Origin of the sequence: Pseudomonas sp. CBZ-4 (assembly GCF_000346755.1) — a bacterium.
Taxonomy (GTDB): Bacteria; Pseudomonadota; Gammaproteobacteria; order Pseudomonadales; family Pseudomonadaceae; genus Aquipseudomonas.
In genome coordinates this window covers 17,994-40,716 of sequence record NZ_ANNV01000066.1, presented here as the reverse complement: position 1 = coordinate 40,716, position 22,723 = coordinate 17,994, and the positions used below count along the sequence as shown (strand labels likewise).

Below are 22,723 nucleotides of genomic sequence, written 5' to 3'. Positions count from 1 at the left end.
CCATGCTTTCCAACCCTAATATCGACCTGGTGTCGCGCTTTCTTCGCCTGCCTCTGGAACAACGCCAGCAGTTCTACCAACGTTTGCAAACCCGTGGCATGAGCTTCGGGCAACTGCCGATTGCCGCGGCCCGCGAGGCCGGTGAAGCGCTGCCGCTGTCCTACGCCCAGGAGCGCCAATGGTTCCTCTGGCAACTGGACCCGCACAGCGCCGCCTACCACATCCCCGGCGTGCTGCGCCTGAGCGGGCGCCTGGATAAAAGCGCCTTGCAGCGCAGCTTCGACAGCCTGCTGGCGCGCCATGAAAGCCTGCGCACGCGCCTGCACCTGGACGGCGACCACCGCTCCCAGGTGGTGCTCGCCCACGCCGTCGTCGAGATCGATGAAAGCGCGGTCAGCGAAGCCGGGCTGCAAGCGCGGGTGCAGGCGCTGATCGCCGAACCCTTCGATTTACAGCAGGGTGCCTTGCTGCGGGTGAACCTGCTCAACCTGGGCGAAGACGAGCAGGTGTTGGTGCTGGTGCAGCACCATATCGTCTCCGATGGTTGGTCGATGGGCGTGATGGTGCAGGAGCTGATGCAGCTCTACGCCGCCTACAGCCAGGGCCAGGACTGCCAGCTCGGTGCACTGCCGATTCAATACGCCGACTACGCCCTGTGGCAGCGGCGCTGGATGGAAGCGGGGGAGAAGGAACGCCAACTCGGTTACTGGCGCGAACAACTCGGCGGCAGCCAGCCGGTGCTGGAACTGCCGTTCGATCACCCACGGCCAGCGCGCCAGAGTTATCGCGGCGCGCGTCAGGATATGGCGCTGGAACCGGCGCTGGTCGCCGGCCTCAAGGCCCTCGCGCAGCGCGAAGGCGTGACCCTGTTCATGCTGTTGCTGGCGTCGTTCCAGACCCTGCTGTACCGCTACAGCGGGCAGTCGGACATCCGTGTCGGCGTGCCGACCGCCAACCGCAACCGCGCCGAGACCGAGCGCCTGATCGGCTTTTTCGTCAACACCCAGGTGCTCAAGGCCGACCTTGACGGCCAGATGACCTTTCGCCAGTTGCTGGCCCAGGTCAAGGAACGCACGTTGCAGGCCCAGAGTCACCAGGACCTGCCGTTCGAACAACTGGTGGAGGCGCTGCAACCGGAACGCAGCCTGAGCCACAACCCGCTGTTCCAGGTGATGTTCAACCACCAGGCGCAAACCCGCAAAGACGCCGGCGCGCAGCAATTGCCGGGGCTGGGCGTGACGTCACTGGAGTGGGCCAGCGAGAGCGCGCAGTTCGACTTGAGCCTGGACACCGAAGAAACCGACAGCGGCCTGTGGGCCTCCTGGACCTTTGCCACTGACCTGTTCGAGGCGGCCACCGTGGCGCGCATGGCGCAGCATTGGCAAACCGTGCTGCACGGGATGGTCGCCAGCGCTGGCAACCGTCTCGCGCAACTGACGTTGCTGGCCGACGCTGAACAGCGCGACATGCTGAACGCCTGGAACAGCGGCGGTGCATCCTTCGAAAGCCCGCTGGGTGTGCACGGCCTGTTTGAGGGGCAAGCCCAACGACGTCCCGACGCGATTGCCCTGTGTTTGGATGAGCAGACGCTGACCTACGCCGAACTGAATCGCCAGGCCAACCAGTTGGCCCACTACCTGATCGGCCAGGGCGTTGGCCCGGAAGTCATGGTGGGCGTCGCGGTGGAGCGTTCGTTCGCCATGGTGGTCAGCCTGTTGGCGGTTCTCAAGGCCGGTGGCGCCTATGTGCCGCTGGACCCGCAATACCCGCGCGAACGCCTGCTGCACATGCTCGAAGACAGCCATGTGCGCCTGGTGTTGTGCCAGTCCGCCCAGCAATTGCCGCTGCCCGCCGACGTGGCGCGGCTGGATATCGACAACGCCGCAGACGCGTTGCAGCGGTGTGCCGAGGGCAATCCGCAGGTGTCGGTCGATCCGCAGAACCTGGCCTATGTGATCTACACCTCGGGCTCCACCGGCAAACCGAAAGGCGTGGCGATCAACCACGCGGCGTTGACCGAGTTCTCCAACATCGCGGCCGGTTATTCGCAGTTGAGCGAGGATGATCGTGTCCTGCAATTCGCCACGTTGAACTTTGACGGCTTCGTCGAGCAGCTGTATCCGGCGCTGACCCATGGCGCGACCGTGGTATTGCGCGGTGCAGAGCTGTGGGACAGCGGCCGTTTGTACGCGGAAATCATCCGCCAAGGCATCACCCTGGCCGACTTGCCGACGGCTTACTGGAACCTGTTCCTTCTCGACTGCCTGGCAGCGGGGCCGCGTTCCTACGGGGCGTTGCGTCAGATTCATATCGGCGGCGAAGCGATGCCGCTGGACGGTCCGGCGCAGTGGCTCAAGGCTGGGCTGGGGCATGTGCGCTTGTTGAACACCTACGGCCCGACCGAAGCCACCGTGGTGTCGAGCGTATTGGATTGCACCAGCGGCGCGGAAACCATAGGTGCCACCGCCAGCCCGATTGGTCGTTCGTTGCCGGGGCGTGCGCTGTACGTGCTGGATCGCGATTTGAATCTGGCGCCGTTGGGCGCTGTCGGCGAGTTGTATATCGGCAGCGAGTGCGGTCTGGCTCGCGCTTACCTGAATCGCCCGTTACTGACTGCTGAGCGCTTCGTGCCCGATCCCTTCGGCGGCGACCGCCTGTATCGCACCGGCGACTTGGCCCGCTACCGCGCCGATGGCGTGATCGAGTACGTCGGCCGTGTGGACCATCAGGTGAAGATCCGCGGTTTCCGTATCGAACTGGGGGAAATCGAGGCGCTGTTGCTGGCCCAGGACGGCGTGCGCGAAACCTTGGTGTTGGCGGCGGACAATCAATTGGTCGCTTATCTTGTGGCCGCCGAAACAGACGCCGAAGCCCTGAAAGCCGTGCTGCGCGAGCAGTTGCCGGACTACATGGTGCCCGCGCACCTGATCTTCCTCGACCGCATGCCGCTCAACCCGAACGGCAAGCTGGACCGCCAGGCGCTGCCAAAACCGGACGCCAGCCAAGCGCAACAGGCGTGGGTCGCGCCAGTCACCGAACTGGAGCAACAAGTCGCCGCGATCTGGGCCGACATCCTTGGCGCCGAACGCGTCGGCCTGAGCGACCACTTCTTTGAAATGGGCGGTCACTCGTTGCTGGCGATGCAAGTGGTCTCACGCCTGCGTCACGTCCTGTCGCAGGAAGTGCCGTTGAAACTGGTGTTCGAACAACCCCGGCTGGCCGGTTTTGTCGCGGCGGTGCAGGCGCTGGAAAGCGTCGAACAGGCACCACCGCTGCTGGCGCGCAATCGCCTGCAACCGCTGCTGCTGTCTTACGCCCAGGAGCGCCAGTGGTTCCTCTGGCAACTGGACCCCGCCAGCGCCGCCTACCATATCCCCAGCGCCTTGCGCCTTAGCGGCCAGCTGGACAGCGAAGCCTTGCAGCGCAGCTTCAACACCCTGATCGCGCGTCACGATAGCCTGCGCACCTATGTGCAGCAGGAAGGCGAGGGCGCGGTGCAGGTGATTGGTGCGCAGGTCACGCTGCCTATCGAGCTGGCCGATATCGACGAGGCCGACCTGCACGCGCGGGTCGCCACCGAAATCGCGCGGCCGTTCAACTTGCAACAAGGCCCGCTGCTGCGTGTGACCTTGCTGCGCCTGGCGGCGGATGAGCATGTGCTGGTGCTGGTGCAGCACCACATCATCTCCGATGGCGGCTCGATGGCCGTGATGGTGGATGAGCTGGTGCAGCTCTACAGCGCCTACAGCAGGGGCGAAGTGGCGCAGTTGCCGGCCATGCCGATCCAGTACGCCGACTATGCGCTGTGGCAACGCGACTGGATGGAGGCTGGCGAACAGCAACGCCAGTTGAGCTACTGGCGCGACCTGCTGGGCGGCGAGCAACCGGTGCTGGAACTGCCGTTCGATCACCAGCGCCCGGCCCAGCAAAGCCATCGCGGCGCGCGCCTCGACGTGCCGTTGCCGGCGGCGCTGGCGGCCAGTCTCAAGGCCCTGGCCCAGCGCGAAGGTGTGACGATGTTCATGCTGCTATTGGCGTCGTTCCAGACCTTGCTGCACCGCTACAGCGGCCAACAGGACATCCGCGTCGGCGTGCCTATCGCCAACCGCAACCGGGTCGAGACCGAGCGCCTGATCGGCTTCTTCGTCAACACCCAGGTGCTCAAGGCGGATATCGACGGCCAGACCACCGTTGCGCAGCTGCTGCAACAGGTCAAGCAACGGGCGCTGGACGCCCAGGCCCATCAGGACCTGCCGTTCGAACAACTGGTGGAAGCCCTGCAACCGGAACGCAGCTTGAGCCTCAACCCGCTGTTCCAGGTGATGTTCAACTACCAGACCGACGGCCCGCGTGAGCCGCTGGCACTGGCGCACCTGAACATTGAAAACCTGGCCTGGGAGCGGCGCACCGCGCACTTTGACCTCGACCTGGACACCCACGACAGCCGCGACGGCCTGTGGGCGTCCCTCGGCTACAGCACCGACCTGTTCGACGCGCCGACCATTGCGCGCATGGCGCGGCATTGGCAGAACCTGTTGCAGGCGATGGTTGCCGATCAGCAGCAGAACGTGGCGCAGTTGAACCTGCTTGATAGCGACGAGCAGCAGCACATCCTGCAACTGTGGGATCGCAGCGGGTCGGGCTTCTCCAGTGCCCGCTTGGTGCATGAGCTGTTCGCTGACCGCGCCCGTGAAAATCCCCAGGCGGTGGCGGTCAAGTTCGACGCGCAAACCCTCAGCTACGGCGAGCTGGACCGTCAGGCCAACCGTTTGGCCCATGCGCTGATCGCCCGTGGCGTCGGCCCGGAAGTGCGTGTGGCCATCGCCATGCCGCGCTGTGCCGAAAGCCTGGTGGCGTTCCTCGGCGTGATGAAGTCCGGTGGCGTGTATGTGCCGCTGGACATCGAGTATCCGCGTGATCGCCTGCTGTACATGATGGAAGACAGCCGCGCGAAGTTGCTGCTGAGCCACAGCAGTGCGGTGCCGCAACTGCCGATTCCTGAAGGTCTTGCAGTGCTGGCGATTGATCACACCGAGGATTACGCCGAGACGGCGCCGCAAGTGGCGTTGGACGGCGACAACCTCGCCTATGTGATCTACACCTCTGGCTCCACCGGCATGCCCAAAGGTGTCGCCGTCTCCCACGGCCCGTTGGTGGCACACATCATCGCCACCGGCGAACGCTACGAAACCAGCCCGAGCGACTGTGAACTGCACTTCATGTCCTTCGCCTTCGACGGTTCCCACGAAGGCTGGATGCACCCGCTGATCAACGGTGCCAGCGTGCTGATCCGTGACGACAGCCTATGGTTGCCGGAATACACCTACGCGCAGATGCATCGCCACAACGTGACCATGGCGGTGTTCCCGCCGGTGTACCTGCAACAGCTGGCCGAGCACGCCGAGCGCGACGGCAACCCACCGGCTGTGCGGGTCTACTGCTTCGGTGGAGATGCAGTGGCGCAGGCCAGTTACGATCTGGCCTGGCGTGCGCTCAAGCCGACGTATCTGTTCAACGGCTACGGCCCCACTGAAACCGTGGTCACACCGCTGTTGTGGAAGGCCCGCCGTGGCGATCCATGCGGCGCCGTTTACGCACCGATTGGCACACTGTTGGGCAATCGCAGCGGCTACGTATTGGACGCCCAACTCAACCTGCAACCCATCGGCGTGGCCGGTGAGTTGTACCTGGGCGGCGAGGGCGTGGCGCGGGGTTACCTGGAGCGTCCGGCGCTCACCGCCGAACGCTTCGTGCCGGACCCGTTCGGCAAACCCGGCAGCCGTGTGTACCGCAGCGGCGACCTGACCCGTGGCCGCCCGGACGGCGTGGTGGACTATCTTGGCCGCGTCGATCACCAAGTGAAAATCCGTGGTTTCCGCATCGAGTTGGGCGAGATCGAAGCACGCCTGCGGGAACAGGACAGCGTCGGTGAAACCGTCGTCGTCGCGCAAGACAGCCCGACCGGCAAGCAACTGGTAGCCTACGTCGTGCCCGCCGATGCGCCGCTGGCCAACGAAACCGAGTTCCGCGAAACCCTGCGCCGCGCCCTGAAAACCCACCTGCCGGACTATATGGTGCCGGCGCACTTCATGTTCCTCAGCAAAATGCCGCTGACCCCCAACGGCAAACTCGACCGCAAGGGCCTGCCGCAACCTGATGCCGCGCAGTCTCAAGGCGTGTGGGTCGCGCCGGTCACCGCGTTGCAGCAGCAAGTCGCCGCGATCTGGGCCGATGTGCTCGGCGCCGAACGCATTGGCCTGAGCGATCACTTCTTCGAGCTGGGCGGGCATTCCCTGCTGGCCATGCAAGTAATCTCGCGGGTGCGCCAATTGCTGGCGCGGGAAATCGCCTTGCGTACGTTGTTTGAACAGCCGCAACTGGAAGGTTTTGTGCTGGCCTTGCAGGCCCTGCAAACCGATGAAACGCCGTTGGCGCCGCCGATGCTGGCGGTGGGGCGCGATCAGCCGTTGAGCCTGTCCTACGCCCAGGAACGCCAGTGGTTCCTCTGGCAACTGGAGCCGCAAAGCGCCGCCTATCACGTGCCCAACGCCTTGCGCCTGAGCGGTGAACTGGACCGCGCGGCGTTGCAGCGCAGCTTCGACAGCCTGCTTGCGCGCCATGAAACCCTGCGCACCGTATTTGTCAGCGCCGGCGAGCGCACCTTGCAACAGGTGCTGCCGGCGGCCACGCTGCACATCGACAGCGTTACCCTCGACCACCCGAGCGCCGAACAGGTGCAAGCGCTGGTGGAAGCGGAAATCGCCCGCCCGTTCGATCTGCGCCAGGGCCCGTTGCTGCGGGTCACGCTGTTGCAATTGAGCGCGCAGGAACATGTGCTGGTGCTGGTGCAGCACCATATCGTCTCGGACGGCTGGTCGATGCAGGTGATGGTTGATGAGTTGGTGCAGCTGTACGCCGCGTACAGCCAGGGCCATGACGCGCAGTTGCCGGCCATGCCCCTGCAATACGCCGACTACGCTCTGTGGCAACGCGCCTGGATGGACGCCGGCGAGAAGCAACGCCAGCTGCACTATTGGCGCGAGCTGTTGGGCGCCGAGCAACCGGTGTTGGAATTGCCCCTCGACCATCCGCGCCCGGCCGTGCAGAGCTATCGCGGCGCGCGCCTGGATGTGGCGCTGGAGGCGAATACCGTCGCCGGTCTCAAGGCCCTGGCGCAGCGTGAAGGCGTGACCCTGTTCATGCTGTTGCTGGCCTCGTTCCAGACCTTGCTGCACCGCTACAGCGGCCAGTCGGACATCCGCGTCGGCGTGCCGATTGCCAACCGCAACCGCGTGGAGACCGAGCGCCTGATCGGCTTCTTCGTCAACACCCAGGTGCTCAAGGCCGATCTCGACGGGCAGATGAGCTTTGCCCAGGTGCTGCAACAGACCAAGCGCCGCGCGCTGGAAGCCCAGGCGCACCAGGATTTGCCGTTCGAACAACTGGTGGAAGCGCTGCAACCGGAGCGCAGCCTGAGCCACAACCCGCTGTTCCAGGTGATGTTCAACCACCAGTCCGAGCTGCGTGTGCAGCGCGGCGAACAACTGCCGGGCCTGCGTCTGGAGGGGTTGGAGTCCAACAACCATCCGGCGCATTTCGACTTGAGCCTGGATACCCAGGCCTCGGCCGATGGCCTGTTTGCGACGCTGACTTACGCCACCGACCTGTTCACCGACGCGACCATCGCGCGCATGGCGCAGCATTGGCAGCACCTGCTGCACGCGGTGGCCGCCGATGCGCACCAACGGGTCGCCGAGCTGCCGCTGCTGGCCGGTGTCGAGCAAGTGCAGTGGAACAACGGCGCCGCCGCGTTCCAAAGCCCGTTGGGTGTGCAGGGTCTGTTTGAGCAGCAAGCCCAACGGCGTCCCGACGCGATTGCGCTGTGTCTCGATGAGCAGACGCTGACTTACGCCGAGCTGAATCGGCAGGCTAACCAGTTGGCGCATTATCTGATCGCCCAAGGCGTCGGCCCCGAGGTGTTGGTCGGTGTTGCGGTGGAGCGTTCGTTTGCCATGGTGGTCAGCCTGCTGGCGATCCTCAAGGCTGGCGGCGCCTATGTGCCGCTGGACCCGCAGTACCCGCGCGAACGCCTGCTGCACATGCTCGAAGACAGCGGCGTCAGCCTGGTGCTGACCCAATCCCATGTGCCGATGCCGTTGCCCGAAGGGCTGCGCAGCGTGGCGATTGATCAGGTCGTTCTGTTTGCCGAGGATAATCCGCAGGCAGTGGTTGATCCGCAGAACCTCGCCTATGTGATCTACACCTCGGGCTCCACCGGCAAACCGAAAGGCGTGGCGATCAACCACGCGGCGTTGACCGAGTTTTCCAGCATTGCGGCGGGTTATTCGCGGTTGACCGAGGATGATCGTGTCCTGCAATTCGCTACCCTGAACTTCGATGGTTTCGTCGAGCAGTTGTATCCGGCGCTGACCCATGGCGCGACCGTGGTTTTGCGCGGTGCGGAGTTGTGGGACAGCGGCCGCCTGTACGCGGAAATCATCCGCCAAGGCATCACCCTGGCGGACTTGCCGACCGCTTATTGGAACCTGTTCCTGCTCGATTGCCTGGCAGCGGGGCCGCGTTCTTATGGGGCGTTGCGTCAGATCCATATCGGCGGCGAAGCGATGCCGCTGGACGGTCCGGCGCAGTGGCTCAAGGCGGGTCTTGGTCATGTACGTCTGCTGAACACCTACGGCCCGACGGAAGCCACCGTGGTGTCGAGCGTATTGGATTGCACCAGCGGCGCGGAAACCATAGGTGCCACCGCCAGCCCGATTGGTCGTTCGTTGCCGGGGCGTGCGCTGTACGTGCTGGATCGCGATTTGAATCTGGCGCCGTTGGGTGCTGTCGGCGAGTTGTACATCGGCAGCGAGTGCGGTCTGGCCCGGGCGTACTTGAATCGTCCGTTGCTGACTGCCGAACGTTTTGTCCCCGATCCGTTCGGCGGTGATCGCTTGTATCGCACTGGTGATCTTGCGCGTTACCGCGCCGACGGCGTGATCGAATACGTTGGCCGCGTGGACCATCAGGTGAAGATCCGCGGTTTCCGTATCGAACTGGGGGAAATCGAGGCGCTGTTGCTGGCCCAGGAAGGTGTGCGCGAAACCCTGGTGTTGGCCGCTGACAATCAATTGGTCGCCTATCTTGTCGCCGCCTCAACAGATGCCGAAGCCCTGAAAGCCGTGCTGCGCGAGCAACTGCCGGACTACATGGTGCCCGCGCACCTGATCTTCCTCGACCGCATGCCGCTCAACCCGAACGGCAAGCTGGACCGCCAGGCGTTGCCTAAGCCGGACGCCAGCCAGTCGCAACAGGATTGGGTCGCACCGGTCACCGCACTGGAACAACAAGTCGCCGCAATCTGGGCCGACATCCTCGGCGCCGAACGCATCGGCCTGAGCGACCACTTCTTTGAAATGGGCGGCCACTCGTTGCTGGCGATGCAAGTGATCTCGCGCCTGCGCAATCTGCTCGGTCGCGAAGTGCCGCTGCGCAGCCTGTTTGAACAGCCGCGCCTGCACGGCTTCGTCGCCAGCGTGCTGGCCGACGCCGTGAACGCCCAGCCGTTGGCGCCGCCGATGCTGGCGGTGGGGCGTGAAGAGCCGTTGCCGCTGTCCTATGCCCAGGAGCGCCAGTGGTTCCTCTGGCAGCTGGACCCGCACAGCGCTGCTTACCATATCCCCGGGACCTTGCGCCTGAAGGGGCACCTCGACACGGCCGCGTTGCAGCGCAGTTTCGACACCCTGGTGGCCCGTCATGAAAGCCTGCGCACCCACGTGCAACAGGACGGCGAGCGCGCGGTGCAGGTGATTGCCGCGCACGCCGACGTCGAGATCCTGCGACTGGAGGCCGATGAGGCGGGCTTGCAGGCGCTGGTGGAAGCACAGATCGCCGAGCCGTTCGACTTGCAACACGGCCCGCTGATGCGTGTGAGCCTGGTGCGTTTGGCCGAGGATGAGCACGTGCTGGTGCTGGTGCAGCACCATATCGTCTCCGATGGTGCGTCGATGCAGGTGATGGTCGATGAGCTGGTGCACCTGTATGCGGCCTACAGCCAGGGCCAGGCCCTGCAACTGCCGGACATGGCGCTGCAATACGCCGACTACGCGAGCTGGCAGCGCGGCTGGATGGAAGCCGGCGAAAAACACCGCCAGCTCGACTACTGGCGCGAGCGCCTGGGCGGTGAGCAACCGGTGCTGGAATTGCCGTTGGACCATGCGCGCCCGACCCTGCAAAGCCATCGCGGCGCGAGCCTCGACATCAGCGTGCCGCCGGCCTTGCTGGCGAAGCTGCGGCAGGTGGCGCAACGTGAGGAAGTCACGCTGTTCATGCTGCTGCTGGCCTCGTTCCAGACCTTGCTGCACCGCTACAGCGGGCAGCAGGACATCCGCGTCGGCGTGCCAGTTGCCAACCGCAACCGTGAGGAAACCGAGCGGTTGATCGGCTTCTTCGTCAACACCCAGGTACTCAAGGCCGACATCGACGGGCAACTGACCGTCCGCCAACTGCTGCAACAGGTCAAGCAACGGGCGCTGGAAGCCCAGGCGCACCAGGATTTGCCGTTCGAACAGTTGGTTGAGGCGTTGCACCCCGAGCGCAACCTGAGTTTCAACCCGTTGTTCCAGGTGATGTTCAATCACCAGACCGACAGCACCGACCAGCTGCAACAGCTGCCGGGCCTGCACGTCAGCGGTTTGGAGTGGGAGACCCGCACCGCGCAGTTCGACCTGAGCCTCAGCACCCAGGAATCCAGTGATGCGTTGTTCGCCTCGCTGATCTATGCCACGGACTTGTTCGACGCGGCCACCCCGGCGCGGATGGCACGCCACTGGCTGAACCTGCTGGAAGGCATGGCCGGCGATGCACAGCAGCACATCGGCCAGTTGCCGTTGCTGGACGAGGGCGAGCAGCAAGTGTCGGTCCACGACTGGAACGCCACCGCGCAGGCTTATCCGCTGCAACGCGGTGTACACCAGTTGATGGAAGAGCAAGTCGTCCGCACCCCGGATGCGCCGGCGCTGGCGTTTGGCGAAACCCGTCTGAGCTATGCCGAACTGAACCGTCGCGCCAACCGCCTGGCCCATCGCTTGATCGAAGCGGGCGTGGGGCCGGATGTGTTGGTGGGCGTGGCGGTGGAGCGATCCATCGAAATGGTCGTCGGCTTGCTGGCGATCCTCAAGGCGGGCGGTGCCTATGTGCCGCTGGACCCGGACTATCCGCGTGAACGCCTGGCCTACATGCTCGAAGACAGCGGCGTGAAGCTGCTGCTGACCCAGGCGCATTTGTTGGCACAACTGCCGATTCCGGTGGGGCTGCACAGCCTGGTGCTGGGTGAGTCGTGGTTCGACGGTTATGGCGAGCACAACCCGGGCATCGTGATCGACCCGGAAAACCTCGCCTATGTGATCTACACCTCCGGCTCCACCGGCCAACCCAAAGGCGCGGGCAATCGCCATTCGGCACTGACCAACCGGCTGTGCTGGATGCAGCAGGCCTATGGTTTGGATGGGCAGGATACGGTGCTGCAAAAGACCCCGTTCAGCTTTGACGTGTCGGTGTGGGAGTTCTTCTGGCCGCTGATGACCGGCGCACGCCTGGTGGTGGCAGCGCCGGGCGATCATCGCGATCCGGCCAGGCTGGTCAGCCTGATCAACGCCGAGCACGTCACCACGCTGCACTTTGTGCCGTCGATGTTGCAGGCTTTCCTGCAAGACCCGGCCGTGTCCACCTGCCACAGCCTGCAACGCATTGTGTGCAGTGGCGAAGCGTTGCCGGTGGATGCGCAGCAACAGGTCTTCGCCAAGCTGCCGGAGGCTGGACTGTACAACCTGTACGGCCCGACCGAAGCGGCCATCGACGTGACCCATTGGACTTGTATCGATGAAGGCAGCGACACCGTGCCTATCGGCGAACCCATCGCCAACCTGCGCACCCATGTGCTGGATGCGCAGCTGCTGCCGGTGCCGGTCGGTGTTGCCGGCGAGTTGTACCTGGGCGGCGAAGGCCTGGCGCGCAGTTATCACCGGCGTCCGGCGTTGACGGCCGAGCGGTTTGTGCCATGCCCGTTCCACAGCGGCGCGCGTCTGTACCGCACCGGCGACCGCGTGCGCCAGCGTGGCGACGGGGTGATCGAATACCTCGGGCGCCTCGATCATCAGGTCAAGTTGCGCGGCCTGCGTATTGAGCTGGGTGAAATCGAAGCGCGTCTGCTGGAGCACCCATCGGTGCGCGAAGCCACGGTGCTGGTGGTCGATAACAAACAGCTGGTGGGCTATGTGGTGCTGCACGCCGCCGACGTCGAGTGGCGTGGGGACGTCAGCGGCCATCTGGCCAAGCACTTGCCGGATTACATGGTGCCCGCGCAATGGGTGGTGCTGGAGCAGATGCCGTTGAGTCCCAACGGCAAGCTGGACCGCAAGGCGCTGCCCAAGCCGGATGCCGCTGGCCAAGGCCGTGAATTCGCGGCGCCGCAAACCGCGTTGCAGCAGCGGATTGCGGGGATTTGGGCCGAAGTGCTGGAGGTTGAGCGCGTCGGTGTGCACGACAACTTCTTTGAGTTGGGTGGCCATTCGTTGTTGGTGTTGCTGCTCAAGGAACGGATCAACCGTCTCTGCGGCGCCGCGCTGGCGGTCAACCAGCTGATGCTGAACCCTACGGTGGCCGGGCAAGCCCGTTGCATCGAGGGTGATGCGCCCAGTTCGTTGATCGTGCCGCTCAACAGCCAGACCCAAGGTACGCCGCTGTACCTGTTCCACCCCAGTTTCGGCTCGGTGCATTGCTACAAGCCGATTGCCTTGGCGTTGCGTGAGCAACGGCCGGTGTTCGGCATCATTTGCCGGGCCCTGGTGACGGAGGACGGTACGGTGCCGGGCTGGACGCAGATGGTCGCGGACTATGCGCAGCAACTGCTGGACGCGCAGCCGCAGGGTACATTCCGCCTGGCGGGGTGGTCGCTGGGTGGCAACCTGGCGATGGAAGTGGCTTACCAGCTGGAGCAGGCCGGGCGCACGGTGGAGTTTGTCGGCTGGATCGACGCACCACCGCCGGCGCGGTTTACCGCGTTCTGGGAGCAGGGCGCTGCACAGTCGCAGCCGGAATCGAGTGCGGTTGAACGCCGGGCACAGATGCTGGAAGTGATGTTCCCGGCGTCTGCCGAGCAGATCCAGGCGCAGTGGCAGCAGGCTCAGCAGGTGGATGACGATGAGGAGCAGCAGTGGCAGCACCTGTGCGACTGGGCGGATGGGGCATTGGGCGCCAGCTTCCAGGCGCTCAAGGCCGAGCTGAAAAGCGGTGGTGAAACCGAGCGGTCGTGGGCGATCAAGCAGATCCTCGATGAGCGTTTGCAGGCTACCGATTTCCGGCCGATCAAGGCCTCGGTCAGTTGCTGGTGGGCGGCGCGCAGCGAAGCGGGGATGCACCAGACGTTGATTGAAAGTGGTTTGCGTGAAGTGATTGGGCAGGCGGGGATCGAGCGTTCGGTGGTGATCGACACGACTCACCACCGGATTGTCGATAATGCCGAGTTCATCAAGAGCCTGGTGGCCGCGCTGGCATAAAACGGCGGCACAGGCGATATCTCTATTGTCTGTGCCGCCGCCTTCGCAGCCTCGCTAAAGCTCGACAGCTCCCACAGGGGATTGGGTTTACAGGCTGTGTCAGGTGTACACCGTTCAAAATGTGGGAGCTGGCTTGCCTGCGATGGCGGCGGCACAGACGACATCCTTGTTACCTGACTCACCGTGTTTTTGCAGGCACAAAAAAAGCCCCGTATCTCGCGATACGGGGCTTTTGTTTGGACGCCGGGTTTAGAAGTTGTAGCGGGTGGTGACCATGAAGTTGCGCGGGTCGCCAGGGTAGGCGGAGTCATAGAAACCGATGTTGGTGTAGTAGTTCTTGTCGAACACGTTGTTGACGTTGACGCTCGCCGACAGGTTCTTGGTGATCTGGTAGCGGGCCATCAGGTCAACCAGCCAGTACGGGTCTTGGGTGAGGATTTCGGAGCGGCGCAGGCCAGAGTTGCGGATCGACTTCCAACCCTCGCTCTGCCAGCGTGCGCCACCGCCGATGGTCAGTTTGTCCAGCGGGCCGGTGAGTTTGTAGGTGGTGTAGAGGTTGACCTGGTCTTCCGGTTCCCAGGTGGAGATCTTGTTGCCGCTGTCGTCGCGTGCCACCTTGTGCGTGTAACCCGCCTGCAACTGCCAGCCGGTGGCGATTTCGCCGGAGATTTCCGCTTCGTAGCCCTTGGTCTTGGACTTGATGCCGTAGTACGGCGAGTCGTTGATCAGGCTCGCACCCTCAGAAGTATCGAGTTCCGGCCGGTTGGTCTCGTGCACTTCGAAGTAGGCGAGGCTGGTGTTCAGGGCGCCGTTGAAGAACTCGCCCTTGATACCGACTTCGTAGTTTTTGCCTTCATCCGGTTCGAGCATCTGGTCGTTGCGGTCGCGGTAGTCGGTCTGCGGCTGGAAGATCTCGGTGTAGCTGGTGTAGGCGGTGAAGTTGTCGTTCAGGTCGTAGGTCAGGCCGGCATACGGCACGACTTTGCCACTTTCGGTAGAGCGGCTGGTGCCAGTGACCTGGTAGTTGGCCAGGCGCGCGCCGAGCAGCAGGTGCATTTCGTCGGTCAGGCTGAAACGGCTGGTGACGTAGCTGCCGGTCTGGCGGCTGGTCTGGTCGAGGACGCGGGTGAGGTACCACGCCGGTTCCGGAATGTTGCCGTTCCAGTTGTAGAAGTCCGCAGAGTTGGTGCCCGGCGCAAAGGTGGCGTCGTAGCTCTTGCCTTTCCATTTGCTGATGGAGACGGACTGGCCCACCACCAGTTCGTGTTCGCGGCCAAACAGTTCAAACGGCCCGGTGGCGTAGCCATCCAGGCTGTCGCTGGTGGTTTCGCCGACGTGTTTACGTGCGTAAAGCGAGCTTTGGTTGCCTCGATCCTGGGACAGGGCGGCCAGCGGCGCGTGGTAGCCGTTGATCTGGTGGTTGTACTGGCCTTTGGCGACCCAGCCATTGCTGAAGTTGTGTTCCAGGGTGGCGAAGGCGGTGCGGGTGTACTGCGCCCACGAACCCCATTTCGGCCCGTTGTTGAACGAGCGTGGCAAGTCCAGTTCTTTGCCTTCGGCGTCGAAGATCATGCGGCTGCCGGTCCAGCTGGAACCTTTGGGGTCGCTGTCCTGGTAGTCGGCGCCGACGGTCAGCAGGGTGTCTTCGTCGAGGTCGGCTTCAAGAATCCCGTAGAACACACTGGTCTTGCGTGTGTAGTGGTCGAGAAACGAGTGCTTGTCGTTGTAGGCCGCGACCGCACGCGCACGGATGTTGCCGGATTCGGTCAACGGGCCGCTGACGTCGATCTGCGAGCGGTAGTTGTCCCAGGAGCCGGCGCCGAGCTCGATGTTGCCCTGGAACTCGGCGGTCGGTTTCTTGCGGATCAGGTTGAGCGTGCCACCCACGCCGCCGGCGCCAGTGAGCAGGCCGGTGGCACCCTTGAGCACTTCGACGCGGTCGTAGAGGGCCATGTCGGTAAGGGTCTGGCCGGCGGAGTACTGGGCGTCACGCAGGGTCGGGATGCCATCGTACTGGAAGGTGTTGATGGAGAAGCCGCGCGAGTAGTAGTTGGTACGCTCGCTGTCATAGGTCGACACAGTAATGCCGGGCGTATGACGCATCACGTCGTCAATCGAGTTGAGGGCGAAGTCGTCCATCGCCTGGCGGGTAACCACGGAGATCGATTGCGGCGTCTCCCGTGGGGTCAGTACCAGGCGCGTTGCAGTGGCGATGGTGCCCGGCGTGTAGGAACCGGTGCCTTCGGTCACGGTGCCGAGTTGGTTGGCGGTCACCTGGGTCGCGCCCAGTTCCATGCCGGAAGCGGCATGGGCGCTGATGCTGATGGTGTTGCCTTGCAGGCCGTAACCGACGCCGGTGCCCTTGAGCAGGCTGGTGATGGCGCGGTCCGGGTCGAGCTTGCCCTTGACCGCATTGCTGCGCTTGCCTTCCACGTCGGTCGGGCTGTACAGCACTTGCAGGTTGGTCTGGCGACCAAATTCTTGCAGTGCGCTCCCCAGGGACTGGGCCGGAACGTCGATCTCAAGTTCCTGTGCCTGCACATAGCCAGCAATCGGCAGCGACACGGCCAGGGCCAGCGCGCTGGGCAACAGGTTGAAGTGCAGGGCCCGGCGCATGGACAGCGCTTTGCTCAGGGGGCTCAGACCGAGTCGTACTGACATGAATGCTTTCTCTTCTATGTTTTAGTGGGCAGATTATAGATGTTTATTGAGTTAGATTCTCATTACCACTAGTGAGACGTTCCTACTTGGAGAAACCGGAAAACTTTTTTCACGCCGGCTCCATTTCGTGCACCACTTTGCCCGCGCGCAGGCGTACCAACTGGTCGGCGATGTCGAAATAGCGGTCGTCGTGGCTGATCACGATGATGGTCTTGCCCAGGCGCTTGAGGTCCGGCAGCAGCTCGGTGTAGAAAATCTTGCGGAAGGCCGGGTCCTGGTCGGCGGCCCATTCGTCGAACACCAGCACCGGGCGTTCTTCGAGCCAGGCGTTGACCAGCGCTAGGCGCTTTCGCTGGCCGGTGGACAGGTCGGTGGTGCTGAACACGCCGTCCTTGACGCTGACCTTGTGCGCAATTTCCAGGCGCTCCAGGTATTTGGTCGCACTGTCCAGCGACTGCGTGGCGCTGCCTTGCACCAGGTCATCGAACAAGTAGTAGTCGGCAAATACGGTAGTGAACAACTGGCGATAGTCGTCGCGTACCGGGTCGGTCACGGTGTCGCCATTGAGGCGGATTTCCCCGGCCTGGGGTTGATACAAACCCAGCAGCAGCTTGATCAGGGTGGTCTTGCCGCAGCCGTTTTCGCCGACGATAAACACGATATCGCCCTGCTTGATGCTCAGGTTGATCGGCCCCAGGTGGAACGGCTCGCTGCCTTCCACCGGCGGCGGGCTGTAGCTCACGCCGCGCAGTTCCAGGCTGTGCACCTGCGGGTGCGGGGCTTCGCTGGCGTCCATCAGCAAGTGCGGTTCCGGCGATGAGAACCGGTCGGCCAGCTCGGTAATGCGGGCAAAGGCGATGCGCGCCTTGCCGATGATCGGCAGGTAACCCACCACATGTTCCAGCGGGCCTTTCATGTACAGCAGCACCAGCACGAAACCGGTGATCACCGCCGGATCCGGGTTGGGGCTGTAGGCCTGCAGGGCGAGGGCCAGGCCAATGACCACGAAGAACAGCATCGAGCCAAAGGTCTTGGCGACGATGTAGATGTTCACCGAACGCACCTGGATATCGCTGATCCGGTCGGCGGTTTCCTGGATGCGGTGGGTGTTCATGCGGTAGCGTCGTGGCCGGTGGATACGCAGTTCCTTGGCCCCCGAGGCGATTGCCGAGTAGTAGCGTTGCAGTTCGTCTTCGAGGTCGCGGGCTTCGTCAAAGCCACGAATACCCTTGGCCCCGGCGATGAACTGCACGCTGCAACCAATGGCGATGGCGACAATCATCAGCAGGAACATCGGCACCGACAGGTACGCCAGGTAGCCCAGGCAGCCGAGGGTCACGGTGGTGGCGATGGCCAGCGGGGTGAAGGCGAAGGAGAAATCGCTGATGGTGTCGACGTCGTGGGTCAGCACCGGAATCAGGCGGTGGGAGCGATAGCGTTCGATCTGTTCGATGGGCGCCGACAGCACCTTCTCACCCAGCTCCTTGCGCAACGCCGCGATGATGCGCTGGCCGACATAGTTGGTGCCGATGTCGGACACAATCGAACTGGTCAGGGCCAGCACACACAGGGCGGCAAACGTCAGCACCACGCCCTGGGTCATGCCGGTGGAGGAGTGCAGGGCGTTGTTGATGGTGGCCAGCAAGAAGGTGATGGCCAGGCCACCCGCCATGCCCAGGGCGACGGACACCGTCACCAGGGTTCGAAAGGGTCTGAGCAATGCGAGCAGACCATTGAAGGCGCCGCGCTTGGGGTCGGTCATAAATACTTCCCGGAGAGTGAATAGAGGGGCTGGGCACACAGACCCTTACCCATGACAAACGAAGCATCGCGGCGAGTATTTAGCGCGGCGTGCCCGGCGGTGGCCGGCGTGGATAAATTGGCGGCGGGCTGGTTCGTTCTTGTGGTGTAGGCGCACGCGTACCGACGCAGCGCGCAGTCCATCCAGCGAGAGCGAAATAATGACGAAAAAGAATCTGGTGTACGTGTGGTCCCTGAGAAACGCCGCCGCCGACAAGGCCGGGCAGCCGGTGGCCTACAAGGATCACGAGCGTTATATGAAGTCGGTGCTGGAGTTCCTCGCGGGTTCGCTGAACGACACGCCGCTGGGCGAGGCCTACAACCTGGTCGGCGTGGTGTACGACGATGACGAGCAGAATCCACGGGACCAGCAACTGGTCAAGGATTACGGGTTTGCCTACCAACCTGGCCGCCAATGGCTGTACCCGGCGGAACTGCGGGTGCAGGGCAAGCTGGTCAACGACCTGCTGCTGAGCGTGCCATCCACCTATCGCCGCCTGCCACGGGGCAGTGCGGAACACATCGCTGGCAAGCAGGACTTCGAACGCCGCCTGCATGACACGCTGGTGGAATTGAAGGCTGACATCGTGGTGCTGGATGGCCTGCTGGTGATCCTCGATGAACTGGTGCGGCCGGGTGCACCGTTTGCGCGGCGCATCATGAACATTCACCCCGGTATTACCCGCATCGAATCGCCCTACGAGCGTCGCGGCGCGTATGCCACGTGGAATGCGCTGTACGGCGCGCGCGGGTTGACGGTGACGGATTGGGCGACCAAGGCCACCACGCCGTCGGAGCCGCTGTACCTCACCGGTGCATCGTTTCATTACGTGGATAACGGCATTGATTCGGGGGAGGTGTTTCACGATGTGTTGAAGACGGAGATTTCGCCTGAGGACACCATCCTCGAATTGCGCTGGAACAATTTCAATAACAGCCTGTTCCCGGCGTTGCATGAAGGTTTGGCGCTGTTGGCAAAAGCGTAAGGCAGACACAGTTCTAAATGTGGGAGCTGGCTTGCCTGCGATAGCGGTGGGTCAGTTTGCACATCAATCACTGATAGACCGCTATCGCAGGCAAGCCAGCTCCCACATTCGGATATTCAGTGCTTCAGAGGTCGCGCACTACCCGGAAACCAATCCAATCCCCCCGCGTCTGCGGATAGATATTGTTGCGGTTGCCCGAGCGCGAAAACACCGGCGCTTCGCCCCAGTCATTGCCGCGAATGATATAGGCCTCGCACGTCTGCTCCGACCAGGCACTGCCATCAGTCGGCGCGCCCACATAGTTCTCGTGGTAGCAGTCGGCAACCCGTTCATAGACGTTGCCGTGCATGTCATACAGGCCAAACCCATTCGGTGCGTAGCTGCCCACCGGCGAGGAATAGCTGTAGCCGTCCGCCGGGCCGTAGGTGTTGGCGTGCTCGGCGATGCTGTAGCCCTTGCCTGCGTCAAACGGGAACGGGAAGGGCCCCTTGGTGCCGGCGCGCGCGGCGTATTCGCGCTGGGCTTCGCTGACCATGTGGTACTGCTGGCCGGTCTTTTTCGACAGCCAACTGACGTACTGCTTGATGTCGTCCATGTCCATGCACACCGCCGGCTGGCGCGGCCCTTGCGGGTAGCGGGGTTTGCTGGCGATGCATTCGCGGCCGGGGCGGGTGTCGCCGTTGGCGATCTTCACGCCGGTCTGGCGCACGTAGCTGTCCCATTCGCCGGCGGTGATGTGGAAGCGGCTCATGGCGAAGGGCTTGGCGAAGGTCACGTCGTGCATCGGGCCTTCGTCGGGCTCGCGGCCGACTTCATCCTCGGGCGTGCCCATGGTGAAGGTGCCGGCGGGCAGCACGACCATTTCCGGGCAGTCCTTGCAGTCCTTGAATACCTTGCCCGGCTGCGGCGTGGCGGCCTGGGCCAGGCCCGGCAACAGGGCGCCGCACAGGGTCGCCAGCGTCAGGGCGGCCAGGGGTTTGAGTCGGGATGGAATCATGTGGGCCTCTTGTCAAAAGGAAAAATGGACATCACAGCAGCGGGCTCAGCAGGGCCATGAAGCGCTGGATCTCGTCGGAGGAATTAAGCAGGCCAGGCGCGGTGCGGATCACCGGGCCGGCATCGCGGTTCACCGCATCGATGACCACGCGCTGTTTCATCAGGTCATCGGCGATGTCGTTGCTGTCGCGGTCCTTGACCCGGAAGAAGGTGAAACCGGCCGACAGTTCAGGGCTGCGCGGCGTGACCAGTTCGATCTGCGGGTGGGCCAGCAGGTGCTCTTTCAGCTCGCTGTTGAGGGCATGGATGCGCGCCTGCACCGGCGCCTTGCCCAATTGCAGGTGCAGCTTGAAGGCCTCATCCGCCGCCCAGCGATGTTCGAACGCATGGAAACCGCCGGGCGTCATGGTGGTGGCGAAATTGGTGTCTTCGGAGAAGGTCGGCACCATCGGCGTGACGTATTTGTTCTCGCTGTCGCGGGCGCAGACCAGCCCGGTGCCGCGTGGGCCGAACATCCACTTGTGGGTGCCAGCGATAAAGAAGTCGCAGTGCATGTCCGGGAAATCGAGGTTTTCCACGCCAAAGCCATGCACGCCATCGACCACGTAGAGGATGCGGTCGTTGTCATCGCGGTGGCGGTTGTGTTCATTGACCAGTTGGCCGATCTCGCCGATGGGCAGCTTCACGCCGCTGCCGGACTGCACCCAGGTCATGCCCAGCACGCGGGTGTTGGGGCGGATGTTGCGCTGGATATTGCCGAGCACTTCGTCGGCCGAGATGCGGTTGGCGCTCTCGAACAGCTGGAACCGGCGCACCTGGGTGCCTTGCTTGCGCACGCGAAAATCCAGCACGTTCTGGGTCGCGTAATGCTCATGCACGGTGGTGAGGATTTCCTGGTCGGCGCGCAGCTGGAGGCCGCCGTAGATCATCGCCAGGCCCTCGGAGGTACTGCCGGTGAGGGCGATCTGCGCGGGTGCGGCCTTTAGATAACGGCCGGCCCATTCGCGCACCTGGCCTTCGCGTTTCCAGGTTTCCTCCAGGCCCCAATCCATCGCCAGCCCGGGGTTGCGGTCGATCTGCTGGCGGTAGCGTTCAATGGCGTCGCGCACCGGTTTGGGGTGCGATGCGACGAGGAAGTTGGAGAAGTGCAGGTAGCTCGGGTCCTGGTTGAATAGCTGCTTGAGGTCCGTCCATGGGTTCTTTGCCGCAGGCGCGGCAGTGGCGGCCAGCGCCTCGGGCAGCAGCGGCAGGCTGGCGGCAAAGACGCCGGCCTGCTTGAGAAATGTACGGCGGTCGGTCATGGACGTGCTTCTAGGTAATTAGCGATTGGCCAAGGGCTTGGCGGCTTTTTGTACCTGGTCCCACACCCGCAGGAAGTTGCCTCCCCACAGCTTGGCAATATCGGCTTCGGAGTAGCCGCGCTGGATCAGCTCGGCGGTGACGTTGCGCACCTCGCCGACGTTTTCCCAGCCGTCGATACCGCCGCCGTCGTTGAAGTCCGACGCGATGCCGACGTGATCGATGCCGATCTTGCGCACGGTGTAGTCGATGGCGTCGCCCCAATCCTTGAGGCTGGCCTTGGGTTCTTCCTCGAGGATGCCGTACAGGCCCTGGGCGTACTGGCCGAATTTCTGCTCGGGCCAGGCGGCGATGATTGCGTCGCCGGGCATCAAGGCCATGGCCAGATTTGGCAGCGGCGGCAAGTCGAAACGCGCGCGCAGGGTGTTGAGCTTGTCCTGGGTCGGCTGGCTCAACGGGCGCAGGTACGCCGGGAAGCCGACGACTTGCACCACACCGCCGCTGTGCTTGATCAGTTGCAGTTCCTTGTCGCTGAGGTTGCGCGGAATATCCACCGACGCACGCGGTGCCGAATGGGACGCGATCATCGGCGTGCGGCTCAATTGCGCCACTTGTTCCAGGGCCTTGGTCGACATCTGCGACACATCGATGATCACCCCCAGGTCATTGAGGCGGTGCACGGCTTGCTGGCCAATCGGCGACAGGCCGTCGAGGGCATCGGTGGAGTCATTGAAAAACGGCAGCGGCCGCGACGAGTCGGACCAGGCGTTGTTGCCGATATAGCTGAAGCCGAACATGCGCATGCCGCGCGCCGCCCAGAAATCCAGCTGGTTCAGGTCATTGCCCAACGGATAGGCGTTGAGCATGCTGATAAAGATCGCGAACTTGCCTTCGCCATGCAGGCGGCGGAAGTCGTCCGGGGTGTAGGCGATGCCCACCTGGTTGGGAAAGTCGCGCACCATGCCGGAGATGATCTTGTAGCGCACTTCCTGTTCGTGGCGGGCCTCTTCGACAAAACCCTCGGTGGGTTTGTGTGGCGCGTTTTCGCCGTTCCAGATTTCCGGCCAGCCGAAGATGGTCAGCGCCGCGCCGGACAAGCGCCCGCGTGCCGCCTTGGCCAAGTCGAACTGGCCGCTGCCATCCTTGTCGGCCTCGCTGCCGACGCCGCCGAAATCCAGGGGCACGGTGATATGGCTGTCGAACGACAACAGGCGATCCTGCATCTCATTGGCCTGCTTGATCACCTCCAGCGGGTAGCCGGCGTTGCCCCTGAACCAGTGATCCCAGGCCAGGAAACCGGCCCCGGCGCCGATGGCCAGTGCCAGCGGCAAGCCGATGTACAGCGCCTTTTTCGAACGTGGTTTTGTCATTGCCATCTCAGTCAGTTGCGGCCTTTGCTATCAGGGAAGAACGAGCGCTGGGGGC

7 protein-coding genes are annotated in these 22,723 nt (G+C 63.5%); 2 read left to right on the top strand and 5 right to left on the bottom strand.

Annotated elements, in window-relative coordinates; all coding sequences use genetic code 11:
* Positions 1 to 2: 2 nt before the first annotated feature.
* Positions 3 to 13,556, top strand: a complete 13,554-nt coding sequence (locus B348_RS01000000129830; protein ID WP_017735593.1) for a non-ribosomal peptide synthetase — start codon at positions 3 to 5, stop codon at positions 13,554 to 13,556.
* Between the two features lie 249 nt (positions 13,557 to 13,805).
* On the opposite strand, the gene B348_RS0107900 is transcribed toward B348_RS01000000129830, so the two are convergent.
* Together B348_RS0107900 and B348_RS0107895 are read right to left on the bottom strand one after the other, a co-directional pair.
* Positions 13,806 to 16,172 (bottom strand): TonB-dependent siderophore receptor, encoded by a 2,367-nt coding sequence (locus B348_RS0107900; RefSeq protein WP_017735592.1) that lies wholly within the window; start codon positions 16,170 to 16,172, stop codon positions 13,806 to 13,808.
* Between the two features lie 154 nt (positions 16,173 to 16,326).
* Positions 16,327 to 17,979, bottom strand: coding sequence for a cyclic peptide export ABC transporter (locus B348_RS0107895; protein WP_017735591.1), 1,653 nt, complete (start codon positions 17,977 to 17,979; stop codon positions 16,327 to 16,329).
* Positions 17,980 to 18,178: 199 nt separating this feature from the next.
* On the opposite strand from B348_RS0107895, the gene B348_RS0107890 reads away from it, so the two are divergent.
* Positions 18,179 to 19,003, top strand: coding sequence for a N(5)-hydroxyornithine transformylase PvdF (locus B348_RS0107890; RefSeq protein ID WP_017735590.1), 825 nt, complete (start codon positions 18,179 to 18,181; stop codon positions 19,001 to 19,003).
* 124 nt (positions 19,004 to 19,127) lie between these two features.
* Here B348_RS0107890 and B348_RS0107885 read toward each other — a convergent pair whose 3' ends face one another.
* From B348_RS0107885 to pvdM, 3 genes are read right to left on the bottom strand one after another with little or no spacing between them, the layout of a single operon-like run.
* Positions 19,128 to 20,000, bottom strand: a complete 873-nt coding sequence (locus B348_RS0107885) for a formylglycine-generating enzyme family protein (RefSeq protein WP_017735589.1) — start codon at positions 19,998 to 20,000, stop codon at positions 19,128 to 19,130.
* Positions 20,001 to 20,031: 31 nt separating this feature from the next.
* Positions 20,032 to 21,300, bottom strand: coding sequence for an aminotransferase class V-fold PLP-dependent enzyme (locus B348_RS0107880; RefSeq protein WP_017735588.1), 1,269 nt, complete (start codon positions 21,298 to 21,300; stop codon positions 20,032 to 20,034).
* An 18-nt stretch (positions 21,301 to 21,318) separates the two neighbouring features.
* Positions 21,319 to 22,668, bottom strand: a complete 1,350-nt coding sequence (gene pvdM / locus B348_RS0107875) for a pyoverdine-tailoring dipeptidase-like protein PvdM (protein WP_017735587.1) — start codon at positions 22,666 to 22,668, stop codon at positions 21,319 to 21,321.
* Between the last annotated feature and the right edge of the window lie 55 nt (positions 22,669 to 22,723).